At 61.3% G+C, this 25,815-nt stretch carries 22 protein-coding genes; 12 read left to right on the top strand and 10 right to left on the bottom strand.

The window, feature by feature from the left end; all coding sequences use genetic code 11:
• Window positions 1–223 precede the first annotated feature (223 nt).
• Entirely contained in the window at window positions 224–586 is a 363-nt protein-coding gene (locus OC184_RS08280) for a response regulator (RefSeq protein ID WP_265506727.1), read from the top strand.
• Between the two features lie 641 nt (window positions 587–1,227).
• Here the strand turns inward: OC184_RS08280 and OC184_RS08275 are convergent.
• A complete protein-coding gene (locus OC184_RS08275) occupies window positions 1,228–1,884 on the bottom strand; it encodes a hypothetical protein (RefSeq protein WP_265506726.1) in 657 nt (218 codons plus the stop codon).
• Between the two features lie 785 nt (window positions 1,885–2,669).
• Between OC184_RS08275 and OC184_RS08270 the strand changes: the two genes are divergently transcribed.
• Together OC184_RS08270 and OC184_RS08265 are read left to right on the top strand one after the other, a co-directional pair.
• Window positions 2,670–3,578 (top strand): hypothetical protein, encoded by a 909-nt coding sequence (locus OC184_RS08270; protein WP_265506725.1) that lies wholly within the window; start codon window positions 2,670–2,672, stop codon window positions 3,576–3,578.
• A 4-nt stretch (window positions 3,579–3,582) separates the two neighbouring features.
• Window positions 3,583–4,065 carry a hypothetical protein gene (locus OC184_RS08265; RefSeq protein ID WP_265506724.1) on the top strand — a complete coding sequence of 161 codons (483 nt, stop codon included), beginning with the start codon at window positions 3,583–3,585 and terminating at the stop codon, window positions 4,063–4,065.
• Window positions 4,066–4,761: 696 nt separating this feature from the next.
• Here OC184_RS08265 and OC184_RS08260 read toward each other — a convergent pair.
• From OC184_RS08260 to hglS, 4 genes are all read right to left on the bottom strand, one after another.
• On the bottom strand, window positions 4,762–7,590 hold the full coding sequence (locus OC184_RS08260; protein WP_265506723.1) for an FAD-binding and (Fe-S)-binding domain-containing protein: 2,829 nt from the start codon (window positions 7,588–7,590) through the stop codon (window positions 4,762–4,764).
• 96 nt (window positions 7,591–7,686) lie between these two features.
• Window positions 7,687–8,913: a pyridoxal phosphate-dependent aminotransferase gene (locus tag OC184_RS08255; protein WP_265506722.1), complete on the bottom strand. Its 1,227-nt coding sequence runs from the start codon at window positions 8,911–8,913 to the stop codon at window positions 7,687–7,689.
• Window positions 8,914–8,920: 7 nt separating this feature from the next.
• Entirely contained in the window at window positions 8,921–10,450 is a 1,530-nt protein-coding gene (gene amaB, locus OC184_RS08250) for an L-piperidine-6-carboxylate dehydrogenase (RefSeq protein ID WP_265506721.1), read from the bottom strand.
• 62 nt (window positions 10,451–10,512) lie between these two features.
• Window positions 10,513–11,880: a 2-oxoadipate dioxygenase/decarboxylase HglS gene (gene hglS, locus OC184_RS08245; RefSeq protein ID WP_265506720.1), complete on the bottom strand. Its 1,368-nt coding sequence runs from the start codon at window positions 11,878–11,880 to the stop codon at window positions 10,513–10,515.
• Window positions 11,881–11,980: 100 nt separating this feature from the next.
• On the opposite strand from hglS, the gene OC184_RS08240 reads away from it, so the two are divergent.
• Window positions 11,981–12,871 (top strand): LysR family transcriptional regulator, encoded by an 891-nt coding sequence (locus tag OC184_RS08240; RefSeq protein ID WP_265506719.1) that lies wholly within the window; start codon window positions 11,981–11,983, stop codon window positions 12,869–12,871.
• Here the strand turns inward: OC184_RS08240 and OC184_RS08235 are convergent.
• From OC184_RS08235 to OC184_RS08215, 5 genes are all read right to left on the bottom strand, one after another.
• Complete coding sequence (locus OC184_RS08235; RefSeq protein ID WP_265506718.1) at window positions 12,868–14,145, bottom strand: NAD(P)/FAD-dependent oxidoreductase; 1,278 nt, start codon at window positions 14,143–14,145, stop codon at window positions 12,868–12,870. The two genes, OC184_RS08240 and OC184_RS08235, sit on opposite strands and share 4 nt — an antisense overlap.
• A gap of 154 nt (window positions 14,146–14,299) precedes the next feature.
• A complete protein-coding gene (locus OC184_RS08230) occupies window positions 14,300–15,574 on the bottom strand; it encodes a TRAP transporter large permease (RefSeq protein WP_265506717.1) in 1,275 nt (424 codons plus the stop codon).
• On the bottom strand, window positions 15,571–16,044 hold the full coding sequence (locus tag OC184_RS08225; RefSeq protein ID WP_265506716.1) for a TRAP transporter small permease: 474 nt from the start codon (window positions 16,042–16,044) through the stop codon (window positions 15,571–15,573). Before OC184_RS08225 ends, OC184_RS08230 begins: the two co-directional genes overlap by 4 nt.
• 62 nt (window positions 16,045–16,106) lie before the next feature.
• Window positions 16,107–17,201 (bottom strand): TRAP transporter substrate-binding protein DctP, encoded by a 1,095-nt coding sequence (dctP, locus tag OC184_RS08220; RefSeq protein WP_265506715.1) that lies wholly within the window; start codon window positions 17,199–17,201, stop codon window positions 16,107–16,109.
• Window positions 17,173–18,051, bottom strand: a complete 879-nt coding sequence (locus tag OC184_RS08215) for a PfkB family carbohydrate kinase (protein ID WP_265506714.1) — start codon at window positions 18,049–18,051, stop codon at window positions 17,173–17,175. The genes dctP and OC184_RS08215 overlap by 29 nt, the downstream gene beginning before the upstream one ends.
• A gap of 131 nt (window positions 18,052–18,182) precedes the next feature.
• Between OC184_RS08215 and OC184_RS08210 the strand changes: the two genes are divergently transcribed.
• The 8 genes from OC184_RS08210 (at window position 18,183) to OC184_RS08175 (ending at window position 25,724) form a co-directional block, all read left to right on the top strand.
• Window positions 18,183–19,184, top strand: coding sequence for an SIS domain-containing protein (locus tag OC184_RS08210; protein ID WP_265506713.1), 1,002 nt, complete (start codon window positions 18,183–18,185; stop codon window positions 19,182–19,184).
• An 18-nt stretch (window positions 19,185–19,202) separates the two neighbouring features.
• Entirely contained in the window at window positions 19,203–19,922 is a 720-nt protein-coding gene (locus OC184_RS08205) for a GntR family transcriptional regulator (protein WP_265506712.1), read from the top strand.
• Window positions 19,923–19,937: 15 nt separating this feature from the next.
• Window positions 19,938–20,873, top strand: a complete 936-nt coding sequence (locus OC184_RS08200; protein WP_265506711.1) for an ornithine cyclodeaminase family protein — start codon at window positions 19,938–19,940, stop codon at window positions 20,871–20,873.
• 183 nt (window positions 20,874–21,056) lie between these two features.
• Window positions 21,057–22,148 carry a LacI family DNA-binding transcriptional regulator gene (locus OC184_RS08195; RefSeq protein ID WP_265506710.1) on the top strand — a complete coding sequence of 364 codons (1,092 nt, stop codon included), beginning with the start codon at window positions 21,057–21,059 and terminating at the stop codon, window positions 22,146–22,148.
• A 128-nt stretch (window positions 22,149–22,276) separates the two neighbouring features.
• On the top strand, window positions 22,277–23,116 hold the full coding sequence (locus OC184_RS08190) for a transporter substrate-binding domain-containing protein (protein WP_265506730.1): 840 nt from the start codon (window positions 22,277–22,279) through the stop codon (window positions 23,114–23,116).
• Window positions 23,117–23,173: 57 nt separating this feature from the next.
• Window positions 23,174–24,094: an amino acid ABC transporter permease gene (locus tag OC184_RS08185; RefSeq protein ID WP_265506709.1), complete on the top strand. Its 921-nt coding sequence runs from the start codon at window positions 23,174–23,176 to the stop codon at window positions 24,092–24,094.
• Window positions 24,094–24,867, top strand: a complete 774-nt coding sequence (locus OC184_RS08180) for an amino acid ABC transporter ATP-binding protein (RefSeq protein WP_265506708.1) — start codon at window positions 24,094–24,096, stop codon at window positions 24,865–24,867. The genes OC184_RS08185 and OC184_RS08180 overlap by 1 nt, the downstream gene beginning before the upstream one ends.
• Window positions 24,864–25,724: a TIM barrel protein gene (locus OC184_RS08175; RefSeq protein ID WP_265506707.1), complete on the top strand. Its 861-nt coding sequence runs from the start codon at window positions 24,864–24,866 to the stop codon at window positions 25,722–25,724. The genes OC184_RS08180 and OC184_RS08175 overlap by 4 nt, the downstream gene beginning before the upstream one ends.
• Window positions 25,725–25,815 lie beyond the last annotated feature (91 nt).

The raw sequence follows: 25,815 nt of genomic DNA, 5'->3' as shown, positions 1-25,815 counted from the left end.
GTCTCCGTAAGGTCCGTGGTTGAAGTCGCCAAACTCCACCTCGATCCTACACCTCGATGGCCACCCGGGATCACACCGCCAGCGGCGACGAAATTACACCAGCTCCTCGGACGCTAACTTCCTTTGGAACAGAAGCGGCGCCTTCCAGCTTTCTGCACCTAGGCAGGATACATAACAAGAACCGACTGCTCTTCAGATGGGACGGCCGGCGAAAGGATCGAGCATGACACTCCCTGTGGCCCTTGTCGTCGAGGATGACGCCCTGCTTCGCATGTCCGCCATGATGATGGTCGAGGATGCAGGATTTGCGGCCGTGGGAGCGCGAAATGCGGAAGAGGCAATTACTCTTCTCGAAGATCGAGCGGATATCTTCCTGATCTTCACCGATGTCGACATGGGAAGCGGCAAGGACGGCCTGTGGCTGGCGTTCCAGGTGCGTGACCGCTGGCCCCCGGTGCATATTATCATTGTAACGTCCGGTCACCGCCACGTCACCGCCGACATGCTGCCAGCTGATGCCCTCTTTTTTGGCAAGCCGTACCTGGATGATCAGGTCATCGGTGCAATGAAGAGGTTGGCCGCCTAGGCCGGGGCGGCAGGTAATGCCTCTGGCTGCGTCCGACAGAAGGTAGCTGCCGCGACAGCCGACCTGCCGCCTCCGCACGAGGTTTTGCTGCGTCCAGCACAAACGCCGGTCTGCGCTCGCTGCACCGCAGCAGCCGGCTGGCCGTGACCAAGGGCGTTCAATGGGTCATCACCGCTGCAGCTGCATTCGCTGCGGCCAGCATGACCGGCAGCTTTGGGCTCTATAGGGTCATTCAATGCACCACGACGAACGGCTGCTTTCGACGAGACAGGCTGTTTCTGATGCTTGACGAACAACGGATACTCCAGGCTGCGGCCGGCTGCACCGGCCTCCGCCCCGAGCCTAGACCCCTGCCCCTCCTTTGCGCCTTTTCCCGTGCCGCCTGTCTCGTCCCGAGCCAGCACGCGCGGGGGCGCAATAGTCGGTTCAGCGGCCTAGTCTCGGCCCTGCGGGTGACGATCGCTTGCGCGGGAGCCCGGTTGTCCAGCTCGCAAGGGAACGACCTTGGGAGTGGACGCAGCGGGCCGGAGCAGGCTGTAAGCGAGACCACAGGGATCGAGCGTCAGCCTGTGGGCAACCGGGCGTGGAAGTTAAAAGAAGCCTGTGCTGTAATGCAAAGCCCGCCGCAGTGGCGAAAATTCTTATTCATCGGTTGATGCGTTGGCATTGGGCTTGCCTCTCGCGTCGCGCAGCAACTCTGCCATTTGAAAAGCTGATACCACGTAATTTGCAGCATCGACTGAACTAATACCGTGTTCTATCTCATGCGCAGCTTTATTGCGCAGCATTCGTAGTCGATCGAAAGAATTTATGATCGAGGTAGGTAAATTGAACATTTCAGAGAAAATGGAGTGTTTTACGCGATGCAGAGGCTTCCTGCTAAGGCCCTTGGTTTCAAGCAATGCATGCCACTCAATTTCAACATACTTGAATGCCTCCAACACAGCATATGCAGGGCTTGTTGAGCTAAGCGCAAATAAGGCATTCATTTTCTCTGCAGTCATGCGATCTGCATATGCTTCAGCTTCGCCTTCAGCGTCGGCATTGGACCCAGCTTGTTTTTCAGCAGTCTCCTTTTCTATTTCATTTGATACCTCTTCCAATTCTTCTCTGAAATCAACTGTATTCCCGGCAATGGATGCTGACTTGATTCTTGATATGAGCTTCTTTATTGGTTCGCCAAAAAACAATATAGCAAATACAATCAGTGCAGGCCATGCTAAGGCGCTGACTAATCCAACTAACGTCTCTGCAAATATTTCCCAGCCTGTTTTTAACGGGGATGATTCAGGGATCATGAATACGCTCTTTCATCGTGATATCTAGAGCCTACAAATTTTAATAGCTCTGTATAGCATTTACGGCCGCATCCCTTGGGGTGGTGGATCTAGGGCTATCGCCCTGGATCCGCCCTGCCCCAAGGGACCGCGCTCTATGCGCCTGCCGGCGCACCGAGTCCATTCCCCTGCCCTTCCTTTGCGCCTGGTCCTGCGCCGCCTGTCTCGTCCCGAGCCAGCCCGCGCCGGGGGCGCAATAGTCAGGGCAGCAGCCTAGTCTCGGCCCTTCGGGTAACGATCGCTCGCGCAAGGGCCAGACCTACCCACAGGGCCACTCGCTTTCCTTCGCTCTGTGATGGCGCGTCCAGCTCGTAGCCCTGCAAGGCCCGCCGCTGATGGCGCCGGGCTGGATAGCTCTGGCCCAAGAAAGAGATTGAGAAAGCCCGGCTGGTCGCCGGTCTTGAGATTGATCCAAGGACGAGGCGCGGGATCGACGCGGGCCAAGGCCCGCGCTCACCCCCACCCCGACGATCTTTTCTTTTTTCAGGTCCGCCCACAGACCTGCCACGCCTTGTCAGATGGCAGAGATTTCGACTCAATTGCACGGCTGTGGACGTGGATTTGAAGAAGACGGGGTCAAGTATGGTCCGGCCTTCCCCTACCCTGGCCTGTCTGGACAAAGAGCGACTGCACACGCCTGCCATGGGGGCACGCGCTGGACGTCTCTAGCCTAAGTCATTGGCAACGAAGGGTTGCCACAAGGTGGCTTTATGGGGAGGATGACCCGAGCCAATTCAGGGTTACAAATGTCCTACAGATCAAAAACGCTTTCGCTGCAAAGGGCCTATTTCCACGAAGGATTTAATAGGACGTTGGAAGATGTGCTCCGCCTCTCGTTCGAAAAACTGGATAAAGTAGAGGATCGACTGGTCGATAAAGACTTTTTTTCGAAGTTCTTTTTCGCAAGCCTTCAAGGGCCGTCAAGCGGCATAGGTGTTTTTGTTCGTGTGCTGGAAATTGAGTCTGCTGTGGGCGTAATCAATTTCGACACCACGGACCCAAACGCAGCGGTGGAGGAGTTTTTTCATCCGGGAAAGAGGGAGTTCCTGAAGGAAGAGATGGTGTTTTACGTTGTCCGTAATCACATCTTAGCATGCAACTTAAAGAACAAAGCTGGAACATTATCAGCAAACATGCTAGAACTAGCTGCAAATTCCGGTGTCTTGGACCGTGAGGCAAAGATGAGGATAGCTGATGTTCCAGATCAAACTACCCTCGCTCGCATCGAGGAAATAGGGGTTAAGGAAGTACTGTTCACAATCAACAATTTTATGGAAAACTTGAATGTTTCGGCGCGTCATCCGTCAGGTTCAAGAGTTATGCAGATGATCTTTGGAATGCCATCCGAAGGCAACGACGTTAGGAAACGCGCTAACGCTATTGGCAAAATCATCCTTAGTCGCGGAAAGTTTGTAAAGGATGAGGTGCAAAAGGACCAGTGGCTCACCGAAATTGGTAAAGAGCTAACCGAGGCGGATTCCGTCGATAGTTTTAGGATAACTCTCGAAGACGGGACTAAGGCTTCAAACTCAATGCTACGGAAATCGAAAGTCGTTAAACTACCGCGTCATGCAAACAGCTATTCCTTCGACCACGCGAAGAAGGCGCTTGAACTTTATTATAAAGATTTAGCGACGGCAAAGTTGTTGGGATGAATACATGATCACCCGTGGCGCTATAGCTTGGTTCATTATTTGCCTCATTGCTGCGGTGTGTGCGGGTGTTTCCGCATGGATGAACCCGGAGAAATTTTCCGGAGTTGTTAGCCTTCTCGCAACCATAATATCTATTCTGGTAGGCGTTTCTCTTGCGGTCATCGCGGTGCTAAACTCTCCCTTTTCTGTTTCTGAGAAGGTCGCTGGTAATGATGGAGAAGCGGGGCGAATGACGAGGGTCATAAGGCAAGATGAAGACACCTTGGCAGGCGGACAGCTCATCTTCTTTTGGATCTACTTCGGAGCTCTTGCTTTGTCGTTGCTCTTTAACTGGATGAGTTCAGGCAAGGGCGTGGTTTACGATACTTACATCATGAGAGCACTTGCCAGCGCGACTGCATCAGTCGGAATTTTTGCTTTTTTATGGTCAACGCGCCTGCCGTTGATGCTCAAGCAGATTTCTAGCCAGCGCCGCCGCCTCAGCTAACGCTCTGCTTTGGCCGCATCCCTTGGGTTGGTGATCTAGGGCTATCGCCCTGGATCCGCACTGCCCCAAGGGACCGCGCTCTAGGCTGCGGCCGGCTGCACCGGCCTTCGCCCCGGCCTAGACCCCTACCCCTCCTTTGCGCCTTTTCCCGCGCCGCCTGTCTCGTCCCGAGCCAGCCCGCGCGGGGGCGCAATAGTCGATTCAGCGGCCTAGTCTCGGCCCCGGCGGGCGACGATAGCTTGCGCGGCGATTGTCATCGAGAGGTTCAGGCGGGGGCAGACCTGCCAATCCCCCCCCGCCCTCTATGCATTTGGAAGATGACAATATTACCAATCGGACGGGCGGTTGCGTGTTCCGGCCAGACCTCCCCAAGAGGCGGCTCGCTTCCCTTTGCTCTTTATGGGGCGCGTCCAATTCGCCGCCATGCAAGGCCCGCCGCAAGGCGCGACGGGCTGGCTAGCTCTGGCCGGAAGAGAACGGCGAGATGGCCGCGCTTGCGCGGTGATCGAGACACAGGGGGATTGGACAAGCCAAACGTTCCCTGCCTTTGTTGGGCCACGCGCGAAGGGCGCGTGGCCGTCTAGTGGGCTGCTGCCCCTCAAGCCGAGCGGCACGGCGAGACGGGTTACTGCGCCGGTTTTGTCCGCGCCTTCAAGAACGGCAAGGCGCTCATGATGCTGGAAAACATGGATATCCTTATCGTATTGCAATCATGCAGTCCGCGATGATCCCGAGGGGGTGGCGAGGAACGCGGCCTCCAAGGCGCTTGGTCTGGCAGCGACACGAGAAGCCCGTTGCAGTAAGCAATGTCTCCTCCTCAAGATGCTCTTGCCATGACAGGTCGAAGAGCTTGCGCGACATAACTTGATGGCGCTTTTGGTGGCCGAAGAGACCTGCCATGCCGCAGCAGCCCGTCGAAGGTGTCTGGACGGCAACTCCAACCGCCTCAAAAACGTGACGCCAAAGCGCGGCAGTCTGCGGTGATGCGGTGGCTTCCGTGCAGTGCGACAGGAGCGTGACCGGCGCGGCGGACGCAGCTTGAGGAAAGCGACGATGGGCGAGTTCGTCCGCCAGAAACTCCTGGACCATCTGCACCTTCGGCAAGGAGATCCCGGCCTTGACGTATTCCTGGCGGAGCATCATGCCAAAGGCAGGCTCGAACGCGACTAACGGAGCCTCTGTGGCCTGGGCCTTGTGCAACAGGTCAGACACCCGCCCGCCCAACTGCTTGAAGCCCGCAAGATCGCCCGCCGCGTGTGCTGCCTTTCCGGCTGGACGCATGCGCAACAACCGTGGACGGTAGCCAAGCGCCGTCAGACCCGCGACGACATCACGCTGCACCTCGCCGTCGAAAAGCGCAGTGAACCAGTCCTGCACAAGAATAACGGTTCGGGGCGGAAGCGGCTGCGCCAGATCCCCCTCGTCCAGCCAAAGTTCGCGCGGCACGCGCGCGAGGTGGCGCGGTAGATCAACGGTGCCGGTCAGCAAGCCGCCGATGCGGGACGCTGCGGGCCAGAGCGGAGCAAGAACCGGCACAAGCCGTTGCGTTACCGGGCTGTAGCGCTCGGCCCAGAGGATCAGTCGGTCCCTCAAGGACCGTGCATTGCGGGAGAAGTAATCTGTGTAGAAGGCAGAGCGCATGGAGGGGATGTCGACCTGCACCGGGCAGCTGGATGAACAGGCCTTGCACCCCAGGCAGGTGTCCAATGCTGCCAACAGGTCATCCTCGCGCTGTGCCAGGTCCGCCCCCGAGACCCGTGCCTGATGCCACGCTCGCAGCGCATCCGCCCTTCCCTTCGGGCTTTGCCGGACGTCGGCCGTTACTTTGAAGCTCGGGCACATCGGTGTCGTGGCTGCGTAGCTGAGGCACTGCGCATTGCCGTTGCAGCGGAAGGCGTTCGATAGCGGGTCCCCCTCGGGCGCATTGAAGGCGCGGAACGGGGTCGACGCAATTCCCATGATCGGGCGGTCATTCGAGACCAGCTTACCAGGATTGAAGCGCCCATTCGGGTCGAAGGCTGCTTTGACACCCTGAAGGGCTCGATAGGCTTCGGCACCAATCCAGTCGCGCAGATAGGCGCCTCGCACCCCCTTGCCGTGCTCGCCCCAAAAGATGCCGCCGTGCTTGCGCGTCAGCTCGAACACAGCGTCCGAAACCGCGACCAGGCGGCTGCGGTCACCGGCATCGTCCAGGTTCAGTGCGGGCCGGATGTGCAGGCAGCCGACATCGACATGACCATAGATGCCGAAGCCGAGCCCGTTCCGAGACAGCACCGCCAGGAAATCGTCGAGAAAGGCGGGCAGGCTCTCGGGGGGAACAACCGTGTCCTCCACGAAGGCCACGGGCCGCGCAGCTCCCTCGACCTTCCCCAACAGCCCGACGCCGGCCGAGCGGACAGCCCATAGCTCGCGGATCTCGGACAAGTCGGAAGACAGGTAATCGGCCACCATCCCCGGAAGAGCGGCAAGGATCTGCCGGCAACGGGCGACGCGGGCGTCCAAGGCGGACGCTTCATCGCCGTTCACCTCGATGAAGACATAGGCAATGCGCTGCCCCTCTGCCGCCCTGAGCGACCGTGGAAGGCGGTGGAGGATCCCTGCCCCATCTGCCAGGGCCTGGACCGTCTCGTCCATAACCTCAACGGCCGTCGGCTCTGCCGCCAGAAGCGGGGTCGCTGCGGCCAGCGCTTCACGGAACGAGGAGAAGGCAGCAACGACGAGGCGCTTTTCCCGCTCGATCCGGCACAACTTGACGCGGATGCGACTGACGACCCCCAAGGTCCCCTCTGCACCCAGGAACAGTCGCCACCACTCGAAGCCGCCAGCGTCAGGGCAGGCGCGCTCCAGGTCATAGCCGGTGAAGCGCCGGTTCAGCCGGGGCGTGTTGTCGATGAAGGCCTGCCGCCCTTGGCGAGCCGCGGCTTCTGCGTCTGCCAGCATCGGCCGCGCCCAATCTGGCGTCGGCTCCATGCTGTCCAGCAGCCCGTGCGGCTGCGCGATCTCAAGCCCCAGGATGTTGTCGGAGGTCTTGCCATAGATCCTCGACCCTTTGCCCGAGGCGTCAGTGCTGACCATTCCACCGATCGTGCAGCGCGTCGAGGTCGAGGTTTCCGGCGCGAAGAACCAGCCCGAGTGACGGATCTGAGCATTCAGGTCGTCGAGAACTATGCCCGGCTCAACCTCGGCCCAGCCTTCCCGTTCGTCAAGCGCAAGGAGCCGGTTCATGAAGCGCCGCATGTCAACGACGACGCCCCTGTTGAGGGCCTGCCCATTGGTTCCGGTGCCGCCGCCCCTGGCGGTGACTGCGACGCTCTTGAAAGGCGGCTTTTCCAACACGCGCAGCAGCACGACAAGGTCATCGGCTGTGCGCGGCGCGACGATGAGGTCGGGCGTGATCTGATAAACCGAGTTGTCTGTGGACATGGCAGCGCGAAGCGCGCTGTCGTCGTCAATGACGCCGCCGAAGCCCGCCTCCTTCAGTGCGAGGGCCAAGGCCGCAACTTGGTCGACTTCAATGTCCAGCATGGCGATCCGTTCTTAGTGCGTCGCTACTTTGGTCGGATGTGGCGCGGCAGGGTTTGCCCGCCGCGCCACCCGATCTTGTCAACTGATAAGGGTCGCTCAGTTTCTCCGGAGCGCTCGGCATACATCGCTGATCCTGCCAAGCGCCTCGCCCAGTTCGGCTTCCGATGTCGCATAGCTGATGCGGAAACATCCTGGCAGGCCAAAACATGCTCCGGGGACCACGGCCACATTGGCCGCGTCAAGCAACCAGGCACAGAAGTCGCGATCGCTGTCGAGGCGGACGCCCTCAGTAGTCGTGCTGCCGATCAGCCCTTCGCAGCTTGCGAAGGTATAAAAGGCGCCCTCGGGCTTGCGGCAGGTAATCCCGTCGATGGCATTCAGCGCATCGACGACCAGGTCGCGCCGCGCCGCAAAACTTGCCGCCCGGTCCGCCAGGAAGTCCTGCGGCCCGTCCAGCGCCGCGATGGCCGCCGCCTGCGTCACCGAGGACGGGCAGGATGTCGACTGGCTCTGCACCACGGCCATGGCCGAGATCAGGTCCGCTGGTCCGCCCGCATAGCCAAGCCGCCAGCCGGTCATCGCATAGGCCTTGGAGACACCGTTGATCGTCAGGCAACGGTCCCGCAGCCGTTCGTCCAGCGCCGCCGGCGTCACGAAGCGGAACCCGTCATAGGTGATATGTTCGTACATGTCGTCGACCATCAGCCAGACATGCGGATGGCGGTGCAGCACCTCGATCAGCGGGCGGTAATCCTCTTCGCCATAGGCGCTGCCCGTGGGGTTCGAGGGCGAGTTCAGCATCAGCCAGCGCGTCCGCGGCGTGATCGCGGCCTCCAGTGCCTCGGCCGTCAGGCGGAAGCCGGTGCTGTCGTCGCAGGGCACCGCCACCGGCACTCCGCCCGCGATGCGCACGATGTCGAAATAGGTGGTCCAGCAGGGTGTGGGGACGATCACCTCGTCGTCCTCGTTCAGGCTGGCCATCATCGCATTATAGAGGATCTGCTTGGCACCTGCCCCTGCCGTCACCTCGTTCGCGGCGAAGTCCAGGCCGTTCTCGCGCCGGAACTTGTCGCGGATGGCGCGCTTCATCTCGGGGCTGCCGTCGAGGACGGTGTACTTCGTCTGGCCCTGGCGGATCGCCGCGACGGCGGCCTCCTTGATGTGGTCGGGCGTGTCGAAATCCGGCTCGCCCGCGCCCAGGATGATGACCGGCCGCCCTTCGCGCTTCAGCGCCGCCGCGCGGGCGGTGATGGTGAGGATCTCGGACACGCCGAGATCCTCGATCCGCCCGGCGGGGCGGAACATGCTGCTGCTGATGTCCATCCGGCCCTCAGATGTCGAACACGACGCCCTGCGCCAGCGGAAGCTCGCGCGAGTAGTTGATCGTGTTGGTGGCACGCCGCATGTATGCCTTCCAAGCGTCGGAGCCACTTTCGCGACCGCCGCCAGTCTCTTTCTCGCCACCAAAGGCCCCACCGATTTCGGCGCCCGAAGTCCCAATGTTGACGTTGGCGATGCCACAGTCCGATCCCGCCGCCGACAGGAAGGCCTCGCTTTCACGCAGGTCGGTCGTGAAGATCGACGAAGACAGGCCTGCGCCGACGGCATTGTGCTCTTCGATCACGTCCTCAAGGTCGCTGTAGCGCATGACGTAGAGGATAGGCGCGAATGTCTCCTCGAGCACCGGGCCGGTCTGTGCAGGCATCTCGACCAGGGCGGGCTTCACGTAGAAAGCCGTCTCAGGCGCCGCGTCAGTCACGCGGGTGCCGCCATGAACGGTACCGCCCGCGGCTTTCGCGGCCTCCAACGCCGCCTGCAGCGTCTCAAAGGCCTGCCCGTCGACCAGCGGCCCCACCAGCGCCTGCGTCGTCAGCGGGTTGCCGACCGAGACCGAGCCATAGGCCTTGATCAGACCCGGCACCAGTCGATCATAGACGCTGTCATGCACGAAGAGGCGCCGCATCGTCGTGCAACGCTGGCCGGCGGTGCCCATCGCCCCGAAGGCGATGGCCCGCAGCGCCATGTCCATGTCGGCCGAGGGGCAGACGATGCCCGCGTTGTTCCCGCCCAACTCCAGGATCGAGCGGCCGAAGCGTGCCGCCACGCGCGGTCCGACCTGCCGGCCCATCCGGGTCGAGCCGGTGGCCGAGACCAGCGCCACGCGCGGATCGTCGACCAGCGCCTCGCCGGTGTCGCGGCCGCCGATGACGACCTGGCTCAGCGCCTCGGGCGCGTCGCCGAAGCGGGCCAGCGCACGGTCGAGGACCGCCTGGCAGGCCAGCGCGGTCAGCGGGGTCTTCTCGGACGGCTTCCAGACGACCGGATTGCCGCAGACCAGCGCAAGCGCGGTGTTCCAGGACCAGACCGCCACGGGGAAGTTGAAGGCCGAGATGACGCCCACCACCCCAAGCGGGTGCCAGGTTTCCATCATCCGGTGGCCGGGACGTTCGGTCGCGATGGTCAGGCCGTAGAGCTGGCGCGAGAGGCCCACGGCGAAATCGCAGATGTCGATCATCTCCTGCACCTCGCCGGCGCCTTCGGACGGGCTCTTGCCGGCCTCGATCGAGACGAGGCGGCCGAGATCGTCCTTGGCCGCCCGCAGCTCCTCGCCCAGAAGGCGGACCAGCTCGCCCCGGCGGGGGGCCGGCACGTTGCGCCAGCTGCGGAAGGCGGCTGCGGCGCGGTCGATGGCCGCCGTCACGTCGGCGGCGGAATGTTCGGGAAGGGCTGCGATCTGCTCGCCCGTCACGGGCGAGAAGCTGGCCATGCTGCCGGCGTCCAGGACGGAGGCGTCGGCGCCGAGCTTCTCCAGAACGGCGCGGGCGGTGTTCTTCAGATCCATTTCGGACGCGTCTTTCATCGGGTCATTCCTTCTTGTTCCGTGTCTTGCCGCGGGGCGGCAGGCATGCCGTTCGGCGGCGATCAGGCCGGGATTCTGTCCAGGCAGGCGGCCAGGGATTTGGCCTCGATCCGGGCATAGTGGGCGAATTCATCCAGCACCGTCTGGCCAAGATCGGCCTCGAACCGCTGCTGGTTGGGGCTGGCGGCAAAGTCCTGGACGGCTTCGTCGCCAAGGTTGGACTGAAAGATCCCCGCGGCCGAGACCGGCAGGAAGTCTTCGTAGACGATCGGGTCGCAGCGCAGCACGCCCTCTGCCAGCAGCGCCTCGGGATCGTCGCCCGACACCTCGCCCTTGCCGGTCGGCGACCACCGGAAATAGCCCAGGTCCTGCCCTCGGATCTCGGTCCAGTCGTCGGGGAATGCCGTGAAGACCTCGGCCAGCACATGCTCGTATTCTCGGGCGTTCGATCCGTCGGCGGCAGGCTGGATGCGCCGGCGGGTCTCGGTCAGCAGCTGGTCATATAGGGCGCGGCCCTTCGGCGTCAGCGCGATGCCTCGTGCCTCGATCTCGCCGAAGCGCGCGGTGTGGGACCCTTCGGTCGCTGTCTTTCCGGGGAAGATCACGCGCTCCTGCAGCGCCTTGAACGAGGTCTGGCGCAGCAGGATCGGACAGCGGCGGTTGGGCGGCCCCTCGATCACCGCCTTGGGGGTGATGCCGTGGGCAGGCATCCGCGCCTGCACCGCGTCGATGTCCAGCGTGCGCGGGGTCAGGTGGTTGATGTGCGGCCCCTTGAACGAAACCACGTCAGCGATCAGCCGGTGCGCGTCATGCAGCCGCTGGTAAAGACCCGCATCGACCAGCGCGTCCGAGTGCCAGCGGAAGGTCTCCAGCGCCTCGGCCACGAAGCGGTCGGCGTCCGCCTGGTCGAGGCCGCCGTACTTCTCGGCGCGCTCGATCAGTGCCAGGCAGCCGGGGGTAAAGATCTGCCGGCGCGCGAGGACCGCCCCGGCCTCGGCGCGCAGCGTCTTGTCGTCGATCAAGTCCAGGCGCAGCAGCGAGGTGAAGACCCGGAACGGGTTGCGGGACAGCGCCTCTTCGTCCACCGGGCGGAAGGCCGTCGAATGGACCGGCACGCCGGCCTCGGTCAGGTCATAGTAGCCGACCGGCTGCATGCCCATCACCGCGAACAGGCGCCGGATGGTAGACAGTTCCCCTGCGGTGCCCACGCGGATCGCGCCGTGACGCTCTTGCGAGATCCGGTTCAGCTGGTCGGACTGCGACAGGGCGTCCCGCAGACCCGGATCGCCCTCCAGCACCTCGGCATTCACCTGGGCGACAAGCTCCATCAGCGTGCCATAGGCGGGCACCTCGTCACGGTACATCGCCGACATCGCCGCCGAGAATGCCTCGCGGATCTGGTCGGGCGAGATATGTCCAGTGGTCGTCATGCCGATGTCCTCGATATTGCCAGGCGCTTCATTCACTTCCATACAGTATCAACTTTGCGATGAAACACGCTGGATCCGACTGACTTGATGAGAGACCGGAATGAAGCTTAGCCGCAGCCAGCTGCCCGACCTTGCCGCGCTGCAGGCGTTCGAGGCCGCTGCACGCCACGGCAGCTTCACCCGCGCCGCAGTCGAGCTGAACCTGACGCAAAGTGCCGTCAGCCGCCAGGTGAAGGACCTTGAGACCCAGCTGGGGATCGCCCTCTTCGAAAGGGTGCGCCAGCGGATCGTGCTGTCCAGCGCCGGGCAGCGCCTCCGCCCCGAGATCGAGGCCCTCCTGGCCGGGCTGCAGCATCTGACGCTGCGAGCCGCCAGCGGCCGCGACGTGACGGGGCATCTGTCGGTGGCGACGCTTCCCACCTTCGGCAGCCGCTGGCTGATGCCGCGCCTGCCGGGGTTCCTGCAGGCCCATCCCGGCCTGCAGGTCAGCGTGACGGCCCGGCAGGGTGCGTTCGACCTGATCGAGGCCGGGGTCGATGTCGCGGTCCATTACGGCAAGCCGGTCTGGCCGGGCGCGAGCTGCACCTATCTGTGCGCCGAGACTGTGCTGGCGGTGGCTGCCCCCGCCGTCATCGACGCCGGCACCCCGCCGGAAGACCTGCCGCTGCTGCATCTGGTGTCGCGGCCGATGCTGTGGCCCGAATGGCTGGAGGCCCAGGGCAAGCCTGCCGCGCGCGGCTTTCAGGGCCACAGCTTCGACCAGTTCTCGCTGCTGATCGAGGCTGCGCTGGCCGGGATGGGCGCGGCGCTGCTGCCGACCTACCTGATCGAGCGGGAACTGCAGGCGGGCGACCTCTGCCCGCTTGGGGGAAGCGCGCTGACGACCGAGGCCGCCTATCATGTGGTCACGCCCGATGAACGCGCGTCGGACCCGGTCGCCGCGGCGTTCCGCCAGTGGATCATCACGCAGGTCGGTCGCCTGCCGGACTAGCCGCGCGCATCGATCAGGTGAAAGGCCTGTGCGCCCGCCTCGTAATAGGCGCTGCGCAGGGCGCGCATGGACGCGGGCTGCGGGGGCGTGGGCTGCAGGGGCAGTTCCGTGTTGCCACCCGTCAACCAACCGGCCAGGCAGCGGCCGAAGGCGGTGCCGGGCGCGATGCCCCGGCCATTGTACCCGCAGAAGGTGACGACCCCCTCGGCCAGCTGGTGAAAGCGGGGCAGGTTGTCGCTGGTCATGCCGATCGTGCCGTACCATTCAGCTTCGAACTCGACCCGCCCGATCTGCGGGAAGGTGCGCCTCAACGCGCGCCGTGCCCAGGCCGGGTGGATCGCTTGGCCACCGTGCCTTAGTGCGCCGACGGAGCCGAAGACAAGCCGGTTACGCTGATCGAGACGGAACGAGGTCAGCACCTCGCGCGTGTCCCAGGCCCCTTCCCGGCCCGGCAGGATCGTCCGTGCCACGTTGTCGGGCAACGGCGCCGTCGCCAGGTTGAAATAGGGAAGGAAGACCTGCTGTGTCAGGATCTCCGGCATCAGGTGCCGGGTATAGGCGTCAGTCGCGAAGACCACCTTGCCTGCCGTCACCGCACCCTGGGGCGTGGCGACGCGCCAGCCCTTGTCATGCGACCGCAGCTCGGTCGCTGGCGACCCGGTGAAGATCCGGGCGCCCCGCCCCATCGCCGCATCCGCAAGGCCGCGCGCATAGGCCAGCGGCTGGATCGTGCCAGCCCGCGCGTCCAGAAGCGCCCCGTGATAGTGCGACGTGCCCAGCCTTGCGGCCGTCGCTTCTGGGTCCAGCAGCTGCACCGGCGCGCCGCGCCGTGACCACTGCTCGTGGCGCTGATGCAGTTCGGCAAGGCCGGCCTTGTCGGCGGCGACATGCAGCGTTCCCGCCCGGGTCGCCTCGCAGTCGATGCCATAGCGTTCGATGATGTCCCAGACGTGGGCCGGACCCTCGCCCAGGAAGTCGATCAGCTGTTCCCCACGCTCGGCCCCCAGGGTGGAGACAAGCGCATCGGGCATCACCCACATGCCGGCGTTCACCAGGCCCACGTTGCGCCCCGCGCCGCCGAAGCCGATCTCGACGGCCTCAAGAAGCACGACATCGGTTCCGCGTTCCGCAAGATGCAGGGCAGTCGAAAGTCCGGTGTAGCCACCGCCGATAATCACTACCTCTGCCCGCGTTTCGCCCACCAAGGGCACCGTGACAGGCGCGGCACGAGCGGTCTTCTCCCACAGCCCATGGCTCCGCGGGTCTCCCTGCATCTGAACAACCTTTCATTATCTGCCAGGTTCTGGCAGCACTTCTTGCTCAAGACGGCGGCGTCGAGATAACGCTGTCGTTCTCTGACCTCATTCCAGACAAGAATGCTTGGTCCGCTATAAATTCCCCAATACTCTTTTTGGCGCTGCCTTAACCCTAGAACAGGAGATCTGGCAGGAACGTAACGAGACTGGGAACGAAGGTCAGCAACATCAGCACTCCTATCAATGCCACGAGGAAAGGCACGGATTCCGACGCAAATTCCTCGATCGAGCAGCGTGTGATCGAGCAAACTGTGAATAGCACCGTACCAACCGGAGGAGTGATCGAGCCGATCGTCGTGTTGAAGACGAGGACGATTCCGAAATGTACCGGGTCAATACCAAGGCTGCGGGTGACCTCTAGCAAGATCGGCACCAGAATGATCAACAAAGCCAAACCCTCAAGCATGGTTCCAAGAACCAGCAACAGCAGGTTGATGACCAGCAGCACCACATACTTGTTGTCAGAGATCGACAGCAGGGCAGTGACCATCTGCTGTGGCACTTGCTCTAAAGCAAGAATAAGCGAGAAGACCGATGCCGCAGCGATGATGAACAGCACGTTAGCGGTCGTCAGCGCTGATTCTCGCAACAGCGGATAGATTTCGCCCAAGCCAAAGCCGCGATAGACGACCAAGCCTACAACCAGTGCATAAACCGCCGCCATCGCACCCAGTTCGGTGGGGGTGAACCAGCCGCCGCGCAGGCCGACCAGCAGCAGTACCGGCATGGCAAGCGCCCATGCGGCTGACCAGGCCCGGGCTGCCGTCTCCTTCAAGGGAAGCCGGTGCTCCCGTTCGGGACGATAGTTGCGGCGTTTCGCGGCAAAGCGAACCGTTGCCAGTAACGCGACCGCGATCAGCAGCGCCGGGATGACGCCGCCGGTGAACAGGCGGCCGATCGAGGTGTCGGTCAATAGCCCGTAAACGATTAGGCCGATCGAGGGCGGCATGATCGGCGCGATCACCCCGCTCGCCGCGCTGACGACTGAGGCGAAACCGTTTGAGTAGCCCCTTTCGCGCATGATCGGAGCAATCGTACGGGCGTCTATGGCGGCATCGGCATTGGACGATCCCGACATGGCACCCAGGAACAGCGAGTTCATTACTGCCACCTGCGCGAGGCCGCCCCACCAATGCCCGACCAGCCCATCGGCCAAGTGGTAAAGTCGGCGCGCGATCCCTCCGCGCGCCATCGCGCCTCCTGCAATGATGAAGAAAGGCACTGCCAACAGCGGGAAACTTTCCAAAGACGATGACATCCGCTGCGCGACAATGCTGGCCAACATGGGATTGAGTGTAAAGTAGGCCACCGAGGCGCCAAGGATCGTGAAGGCGATCGGCACACCAAGGCAGAGAAGCAGAAGGAAGGTCAGCGCGCAAAGTATCATTTTCTGGATCTGCTCCGAAGCACTGCCCAAAGCTGGACCAGCTGGATTGCGATAAGGGCGGCCATCGCGCCGGCCAATCCGGCAGAAACAATCCATTTCGGCCAGCCGAGTGCCAGGAATCGGGTAAAACCACCTGTGCTTGCCTGTCTGAACGCGGCGCGCATGACTTCGAAGGCGATGGCAGCGACCAGTAAGTGGCCAAGGGCGGCCATCCACGGGCGACCGCGTTTAGGAACGCGGTCAACGAAATAGCGCAGCCCGAACAGCTGCCCTTCTTGCGCGCTGCCGACAATGCCAAACCAGACGACTCCGGCCAGCGCGATCATGGCGATATCGTGTGACACATGGATCGACGTGCTCAGCAGTAGGCGCGCGAAGACGTCAGCACTGACCGCAACCAGCACGACCCCGAGCAAAATGGTCGGCAGGATCGTTCCGACGAGCGTGACGAGGCGGTTGAAGGCGTTCATGGATCACCCAAAATGTAAGGGATGCGGGTCGAGTTAAGCAGGATTCCCGGCCCGCGTTGGGGTCATTCAGCCGTCGCGGCGGAACGGATCTGCTCATAAAGTCCATCAGGCCAGTGGTCCCAAAAACTGGCTGTTGCTTCACGATAGGCATCCCGGTCGGCCTCATGGAAGGTGACGCCGGCAGCCTCGAATTCCGCAATGACCTCTTGGTCCAGCTCGACCGATTGTGCGGCCAAGTCTTGGCCACCTTTGCGGAACTCTTCCATCATGATCGCGCGGTCAGCATCCGGCAACCCGGCCAGCGCAGATTCGCTGGTTACCCAGCCCAGGAACAGGTTGAAGTGGCCGGTCAGAGTGATCTGCTTTGCGTTCTCATACCAGCGGCTGGCGCGCAAGCCGGTCAGTGGAGCTTCAGCGGCCGTAACCACGCCCTGTGCAAGCGCCGAATAGGTCTCGGCCGCTTCGACGGTGGTGGCGACGACACCAAGCGGCTCGAAGGTGTTCAACCATGTTTCCACCGATGGCACACGCATCTTGACGCCTTCAAGGTCGGTGGGTTCGGAATAAGCCTCTGATCCGATCATGTGTCGCGGGCCGTCGAACCAGTTCAGCGCCAGCACACGCACTCCGGAAGTCTCGGCAAGCTGATCGTAGTATCCGGACATCAGGTCGGAAAACGCCAGCGTCTCCCCTTCCTCAGCGTTATCCACCACGAAGGGACCGTCGACCGCCGCGAGCTGGGGAGCTCCGAACTGGCTCATGAAGCTGGCCGAGGTGAAGGTGATCACGGGCAAGCCTTGGCTGGCCTGCTCCAGCGAATCCGCTGTCGTGCCGAGCTGCGCCGAGGGAAACATCTGAAAGGCGATGCGTCCGTCGGTGCGTTCGGTGATGCGTTCTGCGACCTGTTCTGCCAGCTGGACCGACAGCGCCGTTGGCGGATTGACCGAGGCGATGCGAAAGGTGATGTCTTGAGCGACGCCCGTGCCGGCCGCCAAGATTGCCGAAATCGCAGCCGTTGCGGCAAGGCTGTGGCGCATCCCCTGCGCAATGCTTGTTTTCTTCATCGTCTTCTCCCTGTTTTTACTTTGTTCTATCGCAAGTTTCGATTGGCAATGTCGTGCCAACGTTTCAGGCCGTAGCCGTTTCTCCCGGACCATAAATCTCATCCAGCGGCCGGGCTTTGGAGCAATCCACGGCCAGTGCTGCTGGATGGCCAAAACCGCCGTGATGCCGGCAGGTTTCGGCGGCGGCGAAAGCCGCAACCGACAACACATCGCGAGGCGCCTCGCCCATCAAAAGGCCAAACAGTGTGCGGGCAATGAACGTGTCGCCCGCTCCAAGCGTGTCGATCGCCTGCGTCGGCACAGCGGGCTGATGATGACGTTGATCGCCCAGCCCCAGCCACGCACCTTCTTTTCCGCGCGTCACCAGGACATGACGGGCACCCGACGCCAAGGCGAATTCCAGCAGGTCCTTCGCTTCATCGTCGCCCAGATCACCTGCTGAGAAACTGGCAAGATAACATAGTGCTGCAATACGCGCGATGCGGTCGCGGTTGCGGATCACGGCGAAGTCGAACGACAGTCGTGCACGCACAGCAAAGGCCGGAAGGAAAGCATCCACATGGCTCGATCGTCCAGTGTGGACCGCATCGGCGCGAGCGATCTGGTCTAAGTCTCGCAGCTGGGGCTCAATAATTGAGACCCCCAGATCAGCGCCAAGAAACTCACGGTCACCGTCACGGTTGCCGATGAGACAGAAAGCGGTCGAACCGGCAGGCAGAACCCTGAGGCCAGTCACGTCCACTCCTTCGCCCATCAACGCGTCGCGAATATGGAGGCCGGCAGGATCGTCTCCGACAGCCCCGATGTAGGATCCTCGTCCACCGAAACGCTGAACGAATGTAGCCAAATTCAGAGAGTTACCGCCAGGATACATCATTTCCTGATCCATATAGCAATCGACGACATTATCCCCAAAGGCCACAACACTTGGCTTCATCTGCATCTCTCTCCGACAGTTGTGAGAACCTTCTCATGCTGTGGATCAAGCTGTCAAGAAGCCGTTTCTAGGATTGACTGCACGCTCGCCTCTACAATACGTTATATGACATCCTATCCATTGAAAGGTGAACCATCATGACAATCCCCCTCGACCAAGGTGTTGCGCGGGCGCTCGGCGCAATCGAACATCAAACAATTGATCATGTTTTTTTTGTTGCTTGTGGCGGGTCGCTGTCGATCATGCATCCGGCCAAGTTCATGCTCGACCAAGCATCCGCTTCGCTTGCATCCGACGTCTACAACGCAGCCGAATTCATCAGCCGTGGGCCGAGGAGGCTGGGGCCGAACTCGCTCGTCGTGCTGTGTTCGATGACCGGAACGACGCGTGAAACAGTGGCCGCAACGCAGTTCGCAAAAAAGGCCGGCGCCATGACCGTTGTCCTGACGACCGAAGGCGCTTCGCCCTTGGCCAAGGCGGGCGATTACGTGATCGAGTTCGAGGCGCCCTATACCACCGGCACTCCAATCGATGCTAAGAACAGCAACTATGCCCGCATCTATCAGCTTGTCCTGGGGCTGGCACGACATTTCGATGGCAACGACCAGATGGACCTGTTGCTGTCCTCGCTGGAGGCACTGCAACCGGCCATCGACCGTGCACACGAACGCTTTGCCCCGCTTTTCGCGGACTTCGCCCCTCGGTTTGCCGGGAAGAACACAATATACACGATGGCGAGCGGGGCCAGCTATGGTGCGGCCTACTCTTTCTCGATCTGCGTCCTGATGGAAATGCAGTGGATCAATTCTCAAGCGATTCATGCCAATGAATTCTTCCATGGCCCCTTCGAGGTGCTCGACAAGGAGGCTGCGTTTGTCTTGTTCAAGGGGTTCGACTCCACTCGCCCGCTGGAGGAACGTGCCGAAGGCTTCCTGCAGCGTTTCGGGGCGGCCGAGAACATCATGGTCTTGGATGCCAAAAACTTGGATCTGCAGGGGATTGCTTCTGAATTTCGTGGCAATCTGGTGCCTCTGATCTTTTTCGACACCCTGTGGCGTTTCGCCTATAAAATCGCCGACCTGCGCGACCACGAAATGCTCGAAGGGCGTCGCTACATGAAAAAGCTGTCTGATTACTGAAGCGAAACAGGGGCGGGAATGGAAACGTATGACAGGCTCGTTCCGCTTTATGCTCAAGTGAAGCAGCGGTTGGCGGAAAGGATCTCGGCTGGCGATTTGGCTGAAGGGGACTTTCTTCCCCCGGAGCACGATCTTTGTGCCGAGATGGGCGTCAGCCGCATCACGCTGCGGCGGGCTGTCAAGGAGCTGTCCGAGGACGGCATCCTGATCCGGCAGCAAGGCCGCGGCACAGTCGTCGCCCGGACCAAGCTCCGCCAGACCCTGGTGTCGCTGTCGGGCTTTTCCGAAACCTTCGAGAAGGATGGATACCGTGTCGATCACGACGTACTCTCGGCCGACCGCGACCTTTCCGACAGCATCGCCGAGACTGCGCTTGGCATCACCCGCACGGGGCGCCTCGCGCGCTTCCTGCGGTTGATATCAGTTGACGGCCGGCCCTTTACCCTGGAAACCCTGTTCCTGAACCAGGAACGGCACGCTGCGCTTCTTGCGCCAATAGGCGCCGGCGAATCGTTTTTCCAAGCCTTGCGCAACGACGGCGGCCCTATGCCCGCAACAGCCGAGCGCCTGATCAATGTTGGTTTCGCCTCAGCCGAAGAGCGGAACAGGTTGGAGATCGGGCCGTCGCAGCCTGTATATCATATTGAAAAGACGGTTCTTGATGCCAGCAGCCAGCCGATCGCATTCTCACGTCTCGTCACCCCTACCCATCTGATCACCTATTCGCTGCGCTGCTAGCGCCAAGGAGAGGCAATGCGCCTTGTCACTGCTGAGCAGGTTCACGACCTGCTGGACTACCCGTACCTGATCAATGCCCTAAGGGTCGCCCACCTCGGGCCAAACCCGACGAGCGATCATCTAATTGCGGAAGAGCCTGAAGGGGACGGAAATCGTTTTGTCAGTCTGCTAGGCTGGCAGAAGGACCGGTTGATCGCGGCAAAACTTGTCGGAGTCTTTCCAGACAATCTGCGCCTCGATCCACCACAGGCATCGGTGCAAGGGCTGGTGGCAGTCTTTGATCCTCATACGGGCGCACCGCTGTTGGTCGCGGATGGCGAAGCCATGACTTTTCGAAAAACAGCGGCGGACTCTGGGCTCGGCTCTGACCTCCTAGCCAGGCGTGATGCGGCCGTGCTGCTGGTTGTCGGCGCGGGGGGGCTGGCGCCGCATGTGCTGGCCGCCCACTGTGCGGCCCGCCCCTCAATCCGGCAGGTGCTGATCTGGAACCGCACGACGGAGCGGGCACAAGCGCTAGCCCGCAGTATTTCACTGCCTGACGTGACAGTTGCGGCTATTCCGGATCTGGACTCCGCAGTGGCACAGGCCGACATCATCTCGTGCGTGACCATGTCGCGCCTTCCGCTGATCAAGGGGAAGTTGATGAAGCCGGGTGCGCATCTCGACTTGGTCGGCGCCTACCTCCCCGAGATGCGCGAAGCAGACGACCAGACGATGACCCGCGGCACAATCTTCGCTGACACGCGCGAGGGCATCGAAGGCGCAGGCGACCTTGCGCAACCGGTCGCCGCCGGACTTTTCGGGTGGGATGCCGTGCAAGCCGACTATCGCGACCTTGTCATAGGCCACCATCCCGGGCGCCGCTCGGAGGATGAAATAACGATTTGCAAGAATGTCGGCGGCGGCCACCTTGATCTGTTTACCGCTGAAGCACTGATGGCACGCATCTGACGGCGGGCCGCATATGGCCGCTGATTTCTTGATCCTATCTCGTTTGCAGTCCGCATGGGCTTCAGGTTAAAGGAAAGCATTCACACGAGTTCCGGGCCAATAGGAGAAATCGTTGTACCCTCCTCACCCCTTCAGTGGGCCTGTCGTCAAAGCGACGGTGGCTTGGCCTGGCACCGGCCACGCATGATCAAGCCGCGGAAGGCAACAATTGCGGATGTGGCCCGCCGTGCCGGCGTCAGCACAGCCACGGCCGGGCGGGTGCTTGGCGACTACGGTTATAGCAGCGGCGAAAAGCGCGACTTGGTGCTTCAGGCCGCGAAGGATCTGGGATACCGGCCAAACCAACTGGCGCGCAGTCTGATCACCGGGCGCACCCGCACCATTGGCTTCGTTGCCGGTGACATCCAAAGCCCTTTCTATGCCAAGATACTTCGAGGCGTGTCGGATGTGCTAGAGCGCGAAGACTTCGGCCTTCTGATCACGAACAGCGACGAATCCATCCAGCAGGAGGTCTGCGCCATCCGTCTGCTGACCGAAAAGCAGGTGGACGGCCTGATCGTGTCCCCCTGCGACATTGAAGGAGCCGATCACCTGCGCAGCCTTGCAGAAATAATGCCCCTGGTCTTGATCGACCGGATGGTCGACGGTCTGCAGGTCGATAGCGTCGGGGTGGACAGCGTGGGTGCGGCACGAACCTGCATCGCACGGCTCATCGAGAACGGCCACCGTCGCATTGGCATGGTAGGCGAGTTTCATACCGGGCCCTGGACCAGCCTCGATGCCTTTGTGCAAATGGCGCGCAGCACCGCATTTCCAAATCTCAACTTGATGTATCCTAGCTGGCAGCGGTTTCTTGGCTATGTGCGCGCACATGACGAGGCGGGGCTTCCGATAGACAGTTCGCTGATCGCACGCGTCAACAGCTACTCGACCGACGACACCGAGCGGGCCGTGCACCGCTTGCTTTCCGTCGACGATCGTCCCACTGTGCTCTTCACCAGCGACGGGCAGATGACCCAAGGCACGATGGCTGCGTTGATCACTGCGCGCTTGCGTATCCCGGAGGACATCTCGCTAGTCGCCTTCGACGATCTGGATTGGATGGCATTCGTGCCTCCGGGCATCGACGCCGTTGCGCAGCCGCGCCGTAAAATGGGCGAAACGGCGGCCGGAATGCTGCTGGAGCGGATCGAGGGGCTTGATGCCCCCGCGCGTCGCGAGAGGCTGTCTCCGCGCCAGATCCAGCGCGGTTCTGTCTTGGCGCTTTCAACCTGACCACCAAGTAGCCTTACTTGAAAAACCACCCTTGACGAAAAAGAGACGCATGTGTCTTGTGTGTGAGAACGTTCGCACCTTCACAACGAGCGTTGATCATAGCTATTCAGATAGGGAGGTTCTTGAAGATGCTTAGGACAGTACTGGCCTGCGCGCTTGCTGCGGCGTTCGTCCAGCCCGCGACGGCCGAAGTCATTCCCTCGCTGCACGATGCCTTGCCTCAAGAGTATCAAAGCGAAGGCATCAAGGTCGCAGTCTTCAACGATTGGGCGCCGGATGAATTTCTGGACGCGGATGGCCAGTTGAAGGGTTGGAGCGTGGACCTCGCAAAGGCGATGGAAGATCGGCTAGGAGTTCCCTTCACGTTCGAAGGCACGAGCTTTGATGCTGTAATTCCGGGTATCATGTCCAAACGCTTTGACGCAGGCTTAGCCTCCTTCGGCACCACGCCTGAGCGGCTGATGACGATGGATTTTGTTGCGCAGCGCAAGATAGGCACTGCTTTCGCTTATCCTGAAAGCAGCGATCTTGACATCGAGACGCCCGAGCAGGCCTGCGGCCTGACCGTCGCCATCCAGAACGGATCCTGGGATATGCAGCTTATCGAAGAACTGAACGAAAACCAGTGCGAGGACAACAAGATCAACATCCAGTCCCATGCCACGCAGGCCCAAGCCGAACTGGCCGTGCGGTCGAAGCGCGCACAGGCTACTGTCGCAGGGTCGCTGAAACTGGCCCACATGGCGCAGCAGACTGGTGACCTTCAGGTTTCGGATCTGGTGCTTGCACCGGTGAACAGTTGCATCGGCGTGCGCAAAGACGATCCCCTCGGTCAGGTTCTGGTTGATGCCATCCAGTCAATGATCGACGACGGCACCTATCAACAAATCATGGCTGACTGGGGCATCGCTGACTCTGGAATGCTGACCGAGGCCGCACTGATCACTGAAGACAATCCGGACTTCTGACGCGCTGCCGGCCTGGCACTCCCGGGCGGTGCAGAACCGAGATGTTAAGGAAAACCAATGAAGCAGCCCCCTCTCCTGCAACCATCGATCCATGAGGTCAGACCGTTGCCGGTCCCGAAGATCTGGCACTGGATCGGCGGCGCCATCCTAACGCTGCTCGCCATGGGCTTCGTTCAGGTGCTTGTGACGAACGACAACATGCAATGGGGGGTGGTCGCGAAATACTTGTTTAGCGCACAGATCCTGTCCGGCCTGGGCATGACGCTGATGTTGACGGTTCTGGCAATGGTGCTCGGCTTGGCCATCGGTATAATTTTGGCGATCATGCGGCTGTCGTCCAGCCGCGTGTTTCAGACGACAAGCTGGGGCTGGATCTGGTTCTTCCGTGGCATCCCGCCGCTAGTTCAGATGATCTTTTGGTATAACCTCGCGCTACTACTGCCACAGATTTCGATTGGGATTCCGTTCGGGCCCAAGTTGGCCTCTTGGGACACGAATCTGTTAATCACACCGTTTAGTGCCGCGATCATGGGACTTGCATTCACTGAAAGCGCCTACGCCGCCGAGATGATTCGCGCTGGCATTCAGGCGGTCAGTTCTGGTCAGACCGAAGCTGCGGCCACTCTGGGGCTGACGCGAGGGCAGACCCTGCGCCGGGTCATCCTGCCGCAGGCGCTGCGCATTGTTATACCGCCTATCGGCAATGACACGATCTCAATGCTAAAATTCACTTCGCTGGTCTCGGTGCTGGCGTTGCCTGACCTGCTTTACTCTGCGCAGATGGTTTACGCTCGGACCTATCAGACGGTGCCACTGCTGATAGTGGCAACGATCTGGTACCTGGTGCTGACCACCGTCCTGACCCTGCTGGAGCATGCGCTGGAACACCGCTTGAAAGCCGAGCACCAAAAGTCGCTCGCTAAGACCCGCTCTTGGTTCCGCCCCCGCTTTTTCGGAAGCGGGCAGAGGGCATATTGATGACTGAACCGCTATTGAAGGTCGAACAGCTTCGCAAGAGTTTCGGTGCCCACGACGTTCTGCGCGGCATCGACCTTGCCGTCAAACGCGGCGATGTCACTTGCATCGTCGGGCCGTCAGGCTCAGGCAAAAGCACACTTCTCCGGTGTCTAAACCACCTTGAGACTCCAACCAAAGGCGTGGTGTTTCTGAACGGCGTTCCTGTAGGTGTCCGCTGGAAGGGCAACCGGCTTTATCAAATGTCGTTCAATGAGTTAGCCCGTCAAAGGCAGAGAATGGGCATGGTCTTTCAAGCATTCAACCTCTTCCCACACAAGACGGTACTGGAAAATGTGACTGAGGCTCCGATCCTGGTGCGGCGCATAAAACGCAAGGCGGCGGAAGTCGAAGCGATGGACCTGCTTGAGCGCGTCGGGATGGCTGAGCGCGCCAATTATTATCCTCCGCAGCTGTCAGGGGGGCAGCAACAGCGTGCGGCAATTGCGCGGTCCCTGGCGATGAAACCCGACCTGATGCTATTCGATGAGCCGACCTCGGCACTTGACCCGGAACTTGTCGGCGAGGTGCTCGCAGTCATGCGACAGCTGGCGGACGACGGTATGACGATGGTCGTGGTGACTCATGAGATGGGCTTTGCCCGCGACGTAGCCGACCATCTCGTGTTCATGGACGGCGGCGTGATCATCGAAGAAGGAGCTCCTGCCGACCTCCTCACGCATCCCCATCATGAACGCACAAAGGCGTTCCTATCGCGGGTTCTGAACACAGTATGAAGCAGAACTCAACCAGGGAACAGATGCCGCTAGGTCCGCAAAACATCGCCGCGATGAACTTCCACTATGTCCGGTATTCACTAGAGCGATTTTTGGCGGACGCTTGCGAAAGCGGCGTGAGCAGGATCGAACTGTGGGGCGCGGCGCCGCATTTCTTTACTGAGGACCGAACCTTGGCAGAAGCTCGGGAGCTTGGCCGGCGCATTCGCGGCATGGGAATGGAGTTGATAGCTTTCACCCCGGAGCAATGTCAGTACCCCATCAACATCTCGTCCACGGACAGCCGGATGCGCAACCGCTCGATCCAGTATTTCATGAATTGCATGGAATTCGCAGTGGAGCTGAATGCGCCTGCTCTTCTAGTGACGGCGGGAGGCGGCGACCGTGACGAACCGGCCGAACTCGCAATGGCCCGTTGCACCGATGCAATGGGGCTGCTGTGCGACCGGGCCGGGACGTTGGGTGTCGACCTGTGGATGGAGGTCTTGCCGCCTGCATGGTCGAATATCATCTGCAATGCTCAGCAGATGGGCGCCTTCTTCGACCAAATCGCCAGTCCCTCGCTGCACGGGGTATATGACGTGGCGGGCGCGGTCATGACCGGAGAAACTGCGCAGGACTACTTCCATCATTTGCGTGACCGGCTTGCGCATATTCACATGACCGACTCCGATGCTCAAGGCAGCCATATGGCTTGGGGCGAAGGGATAGTGGATTTGAATACGTTGGTGTCCTTCTTGCGCATCCAAAACTACCAGGGCTCGATGAGCATCGAATTGACGAACTGGGTCTATAACCTCTCTCCAGCCCCGCCTTTACGCAAATGCGTGGCGGCGCTGCAGCAGGCGCTGGCCTGAGCTTGCTACTCAGCAGCGCCCGGAGAATCGGGGCGCTGCCGGCCTTCCTTGCCAATCATATTCGCGCCGCCGTTAAGTGCGGCGCGGATAG

Origin of the sequence: Paracoccus rhizosphaerae (assembly GCF_026162645.1) — a bacterium.
Classification (GTDB): domain Bacteria; phylum Pseudomonadota; class Alphaproteobacteria; order Rhodobacterales; family Rhodobacteraceae; genus Paracoccus; species Paracoccus rhizosphaerae.
Note: the sequence above shows the minus strand (reverse complement) of the source record. Positions and strands in the feature narration are given on the sequence as shown.

What these genes read in the sequence shown, in the direction of transcription:
- OC184_RS08280 (WP_265506727.1), top strand. Translation starts at nt 224, where the DNA reads ATGACACTCCCTGTGGCCCTTGTCGTCGAGGATGACGCCCTGCTTCGC.
- OC184_RS08275 (WP_265506726.1), bottom strand. Translation starts at nt 1,884, where the DNA reads ATGATCCCTGAATCATCCCCGTTAAAAACAGGCTGGGAAATATTTGCA.
- OC184_RS08270 (WP_265506725.1), top strand. Translation starts at nt 2,670, where the DNA reads ATGTCCTACAGATCAAAAACGCTTTCGCTGCAAAGGGCCTATTTCCAC.
- OC184_RS08265 (WP_265506724.1), top strand. Translation starts at nt 3,583, where the DNA reads ATGATCACCCGTGGCGCTATAGCTTGGTTCATTATTTGCCTCATTGCT.
- OC184_RS08260 (WP_265506723.1), bottom strand. Translation starts at nt 7,590, where the DNA reads ATGCTGGACATTGAAGTCGACCAAGTTGCGGCCTTGGCCCTCGCACTG.
- OC184_RS08255 (WP_265506722.1), bottom strand. Translation starts at nt 8,913, where the DNA reads ATGGACATCAGCAGCAGCATGTTCCGCCCCGCCGGGCGGATCGAGGAT.
- amaB (WP_265506721.1), bottom strand. Translation starts at nt 10,450, where the DNA reads ATGAAAGACGCGTCCGAAATGGATCTGAAGAACACCGCCCGCGCCGTT.
- hglS (WP_265506720.1), bottom strand. Translation starts at nt 11,880, where the DNA reads ATGACGACCACTGGACATATCTCGCCCGACCAGATCCGCGAGGCATTC.
- OC184_RS08240 (WP_265506719.1), top strand. Translation starts at nt 11,981, where the DNA reads ATGAAGCTTAGCCGCAGCCAGCTGCCCGACCTTGCCGCGCTGCAGGCG.
- OC184_RS08235 (WP_265506718.1), bottom strand. Translation starts at nt 14,145, where the DNA reads ATGCAGGGAGACCCGCGGAGCCATGGGCTGTGGGAGAAGACCGCTCGT.
- OC184_RS08230 (WP_265506717.1), bottom strand. Translation starts at nt 15,574, where the DNA reads ATGATACTTTGCGCGCTGACCTTCCTTCTGCTTCTCTGCCTTGGTGTG.
- OC184_RS08225 (WP_265506716.1), bottom strand. Translation starts at nt 16,044, where the DNA reads ATGAACGCCTTCAACCGCCTCGTCACGCTCGTCGGAACGATCCTGCCG.
- dctP (WP_265506715.1), bottom strand. Translation starts at nt 17,201, where the DNA reads ATGGTCCGGGAGAAACGGCTACGGCCTGAAACGTTGGCACGACATTGC.
- OC184_RS08215 (WP_265506714.1), bottom strand. Translation starts at nt 18,051, where the DNA reads ATGCAGATGAAGCCAAGTGTTGTGGCCTTTGGGGATAATGTCGTCGAT.
- OC184_RS08210 (WP_265506713.1), top strand. Translation starts at nt 18,183, where the DNA reads ATGACAATCCCCCTCGACCAAGGTGTTGCGCGGGCGCTCGGCGCAATC.
- OC184_RS08205 (WP_265506712.1), top strand. Translation starts at nt 19,203, where the DNA reads ATGGAAACGTATGACAGGCTCGTTCCGCTTTATGCTCAAGTGAAGCAG.
- OC184_RS08200 (WP_265506711.1), top strand. Translation starts at nt 19,938, where the DNA reads ATGCGCCTTGTCACTGCTGAGCAGGTTCACGACCTGCTGGACTACCCG.
- OC184_RS08195 (WP_265506710.1), top strand. Translation starts at nt 21,057, where the DNA reads ATGATCAAGCCGCGGAAGGCAACAATTGCGGATGTGGCCCGCCGTGCC.
- OC184_RS08190 (WP_265506730.1), top strand. Translation starts at nt 22,277, where the DNA reads ATGCTTAGGACAGTACTGGCCTGCGCGCTTGCTGCGGCGTTCGTCCAG.
- OC184_RS08185 (WP_265506709.1), top strand. Translation starts at nt 23,174, where the DNA reads ATGAAGCAGCCCCCTCTCCTGCAACCATCGATCCATGAGGTCAGACCG.
- OC184_RS08180 (WP_265506708.1), top strand. Translation starts at nt 24,094, where the DNA reads ATGACTGAACCGCTATTGAAGGTCGAACAGCTTCGCAAGAGTTTCGGT.
- OC184_RS08175 (WP_265506707.1), top strand. Translation starts at nt 24,864, where the DNA reads ATGAAGCAGAACTCAACCAGGGAACAGATGCCGCTAGGTCCGCAAAAC.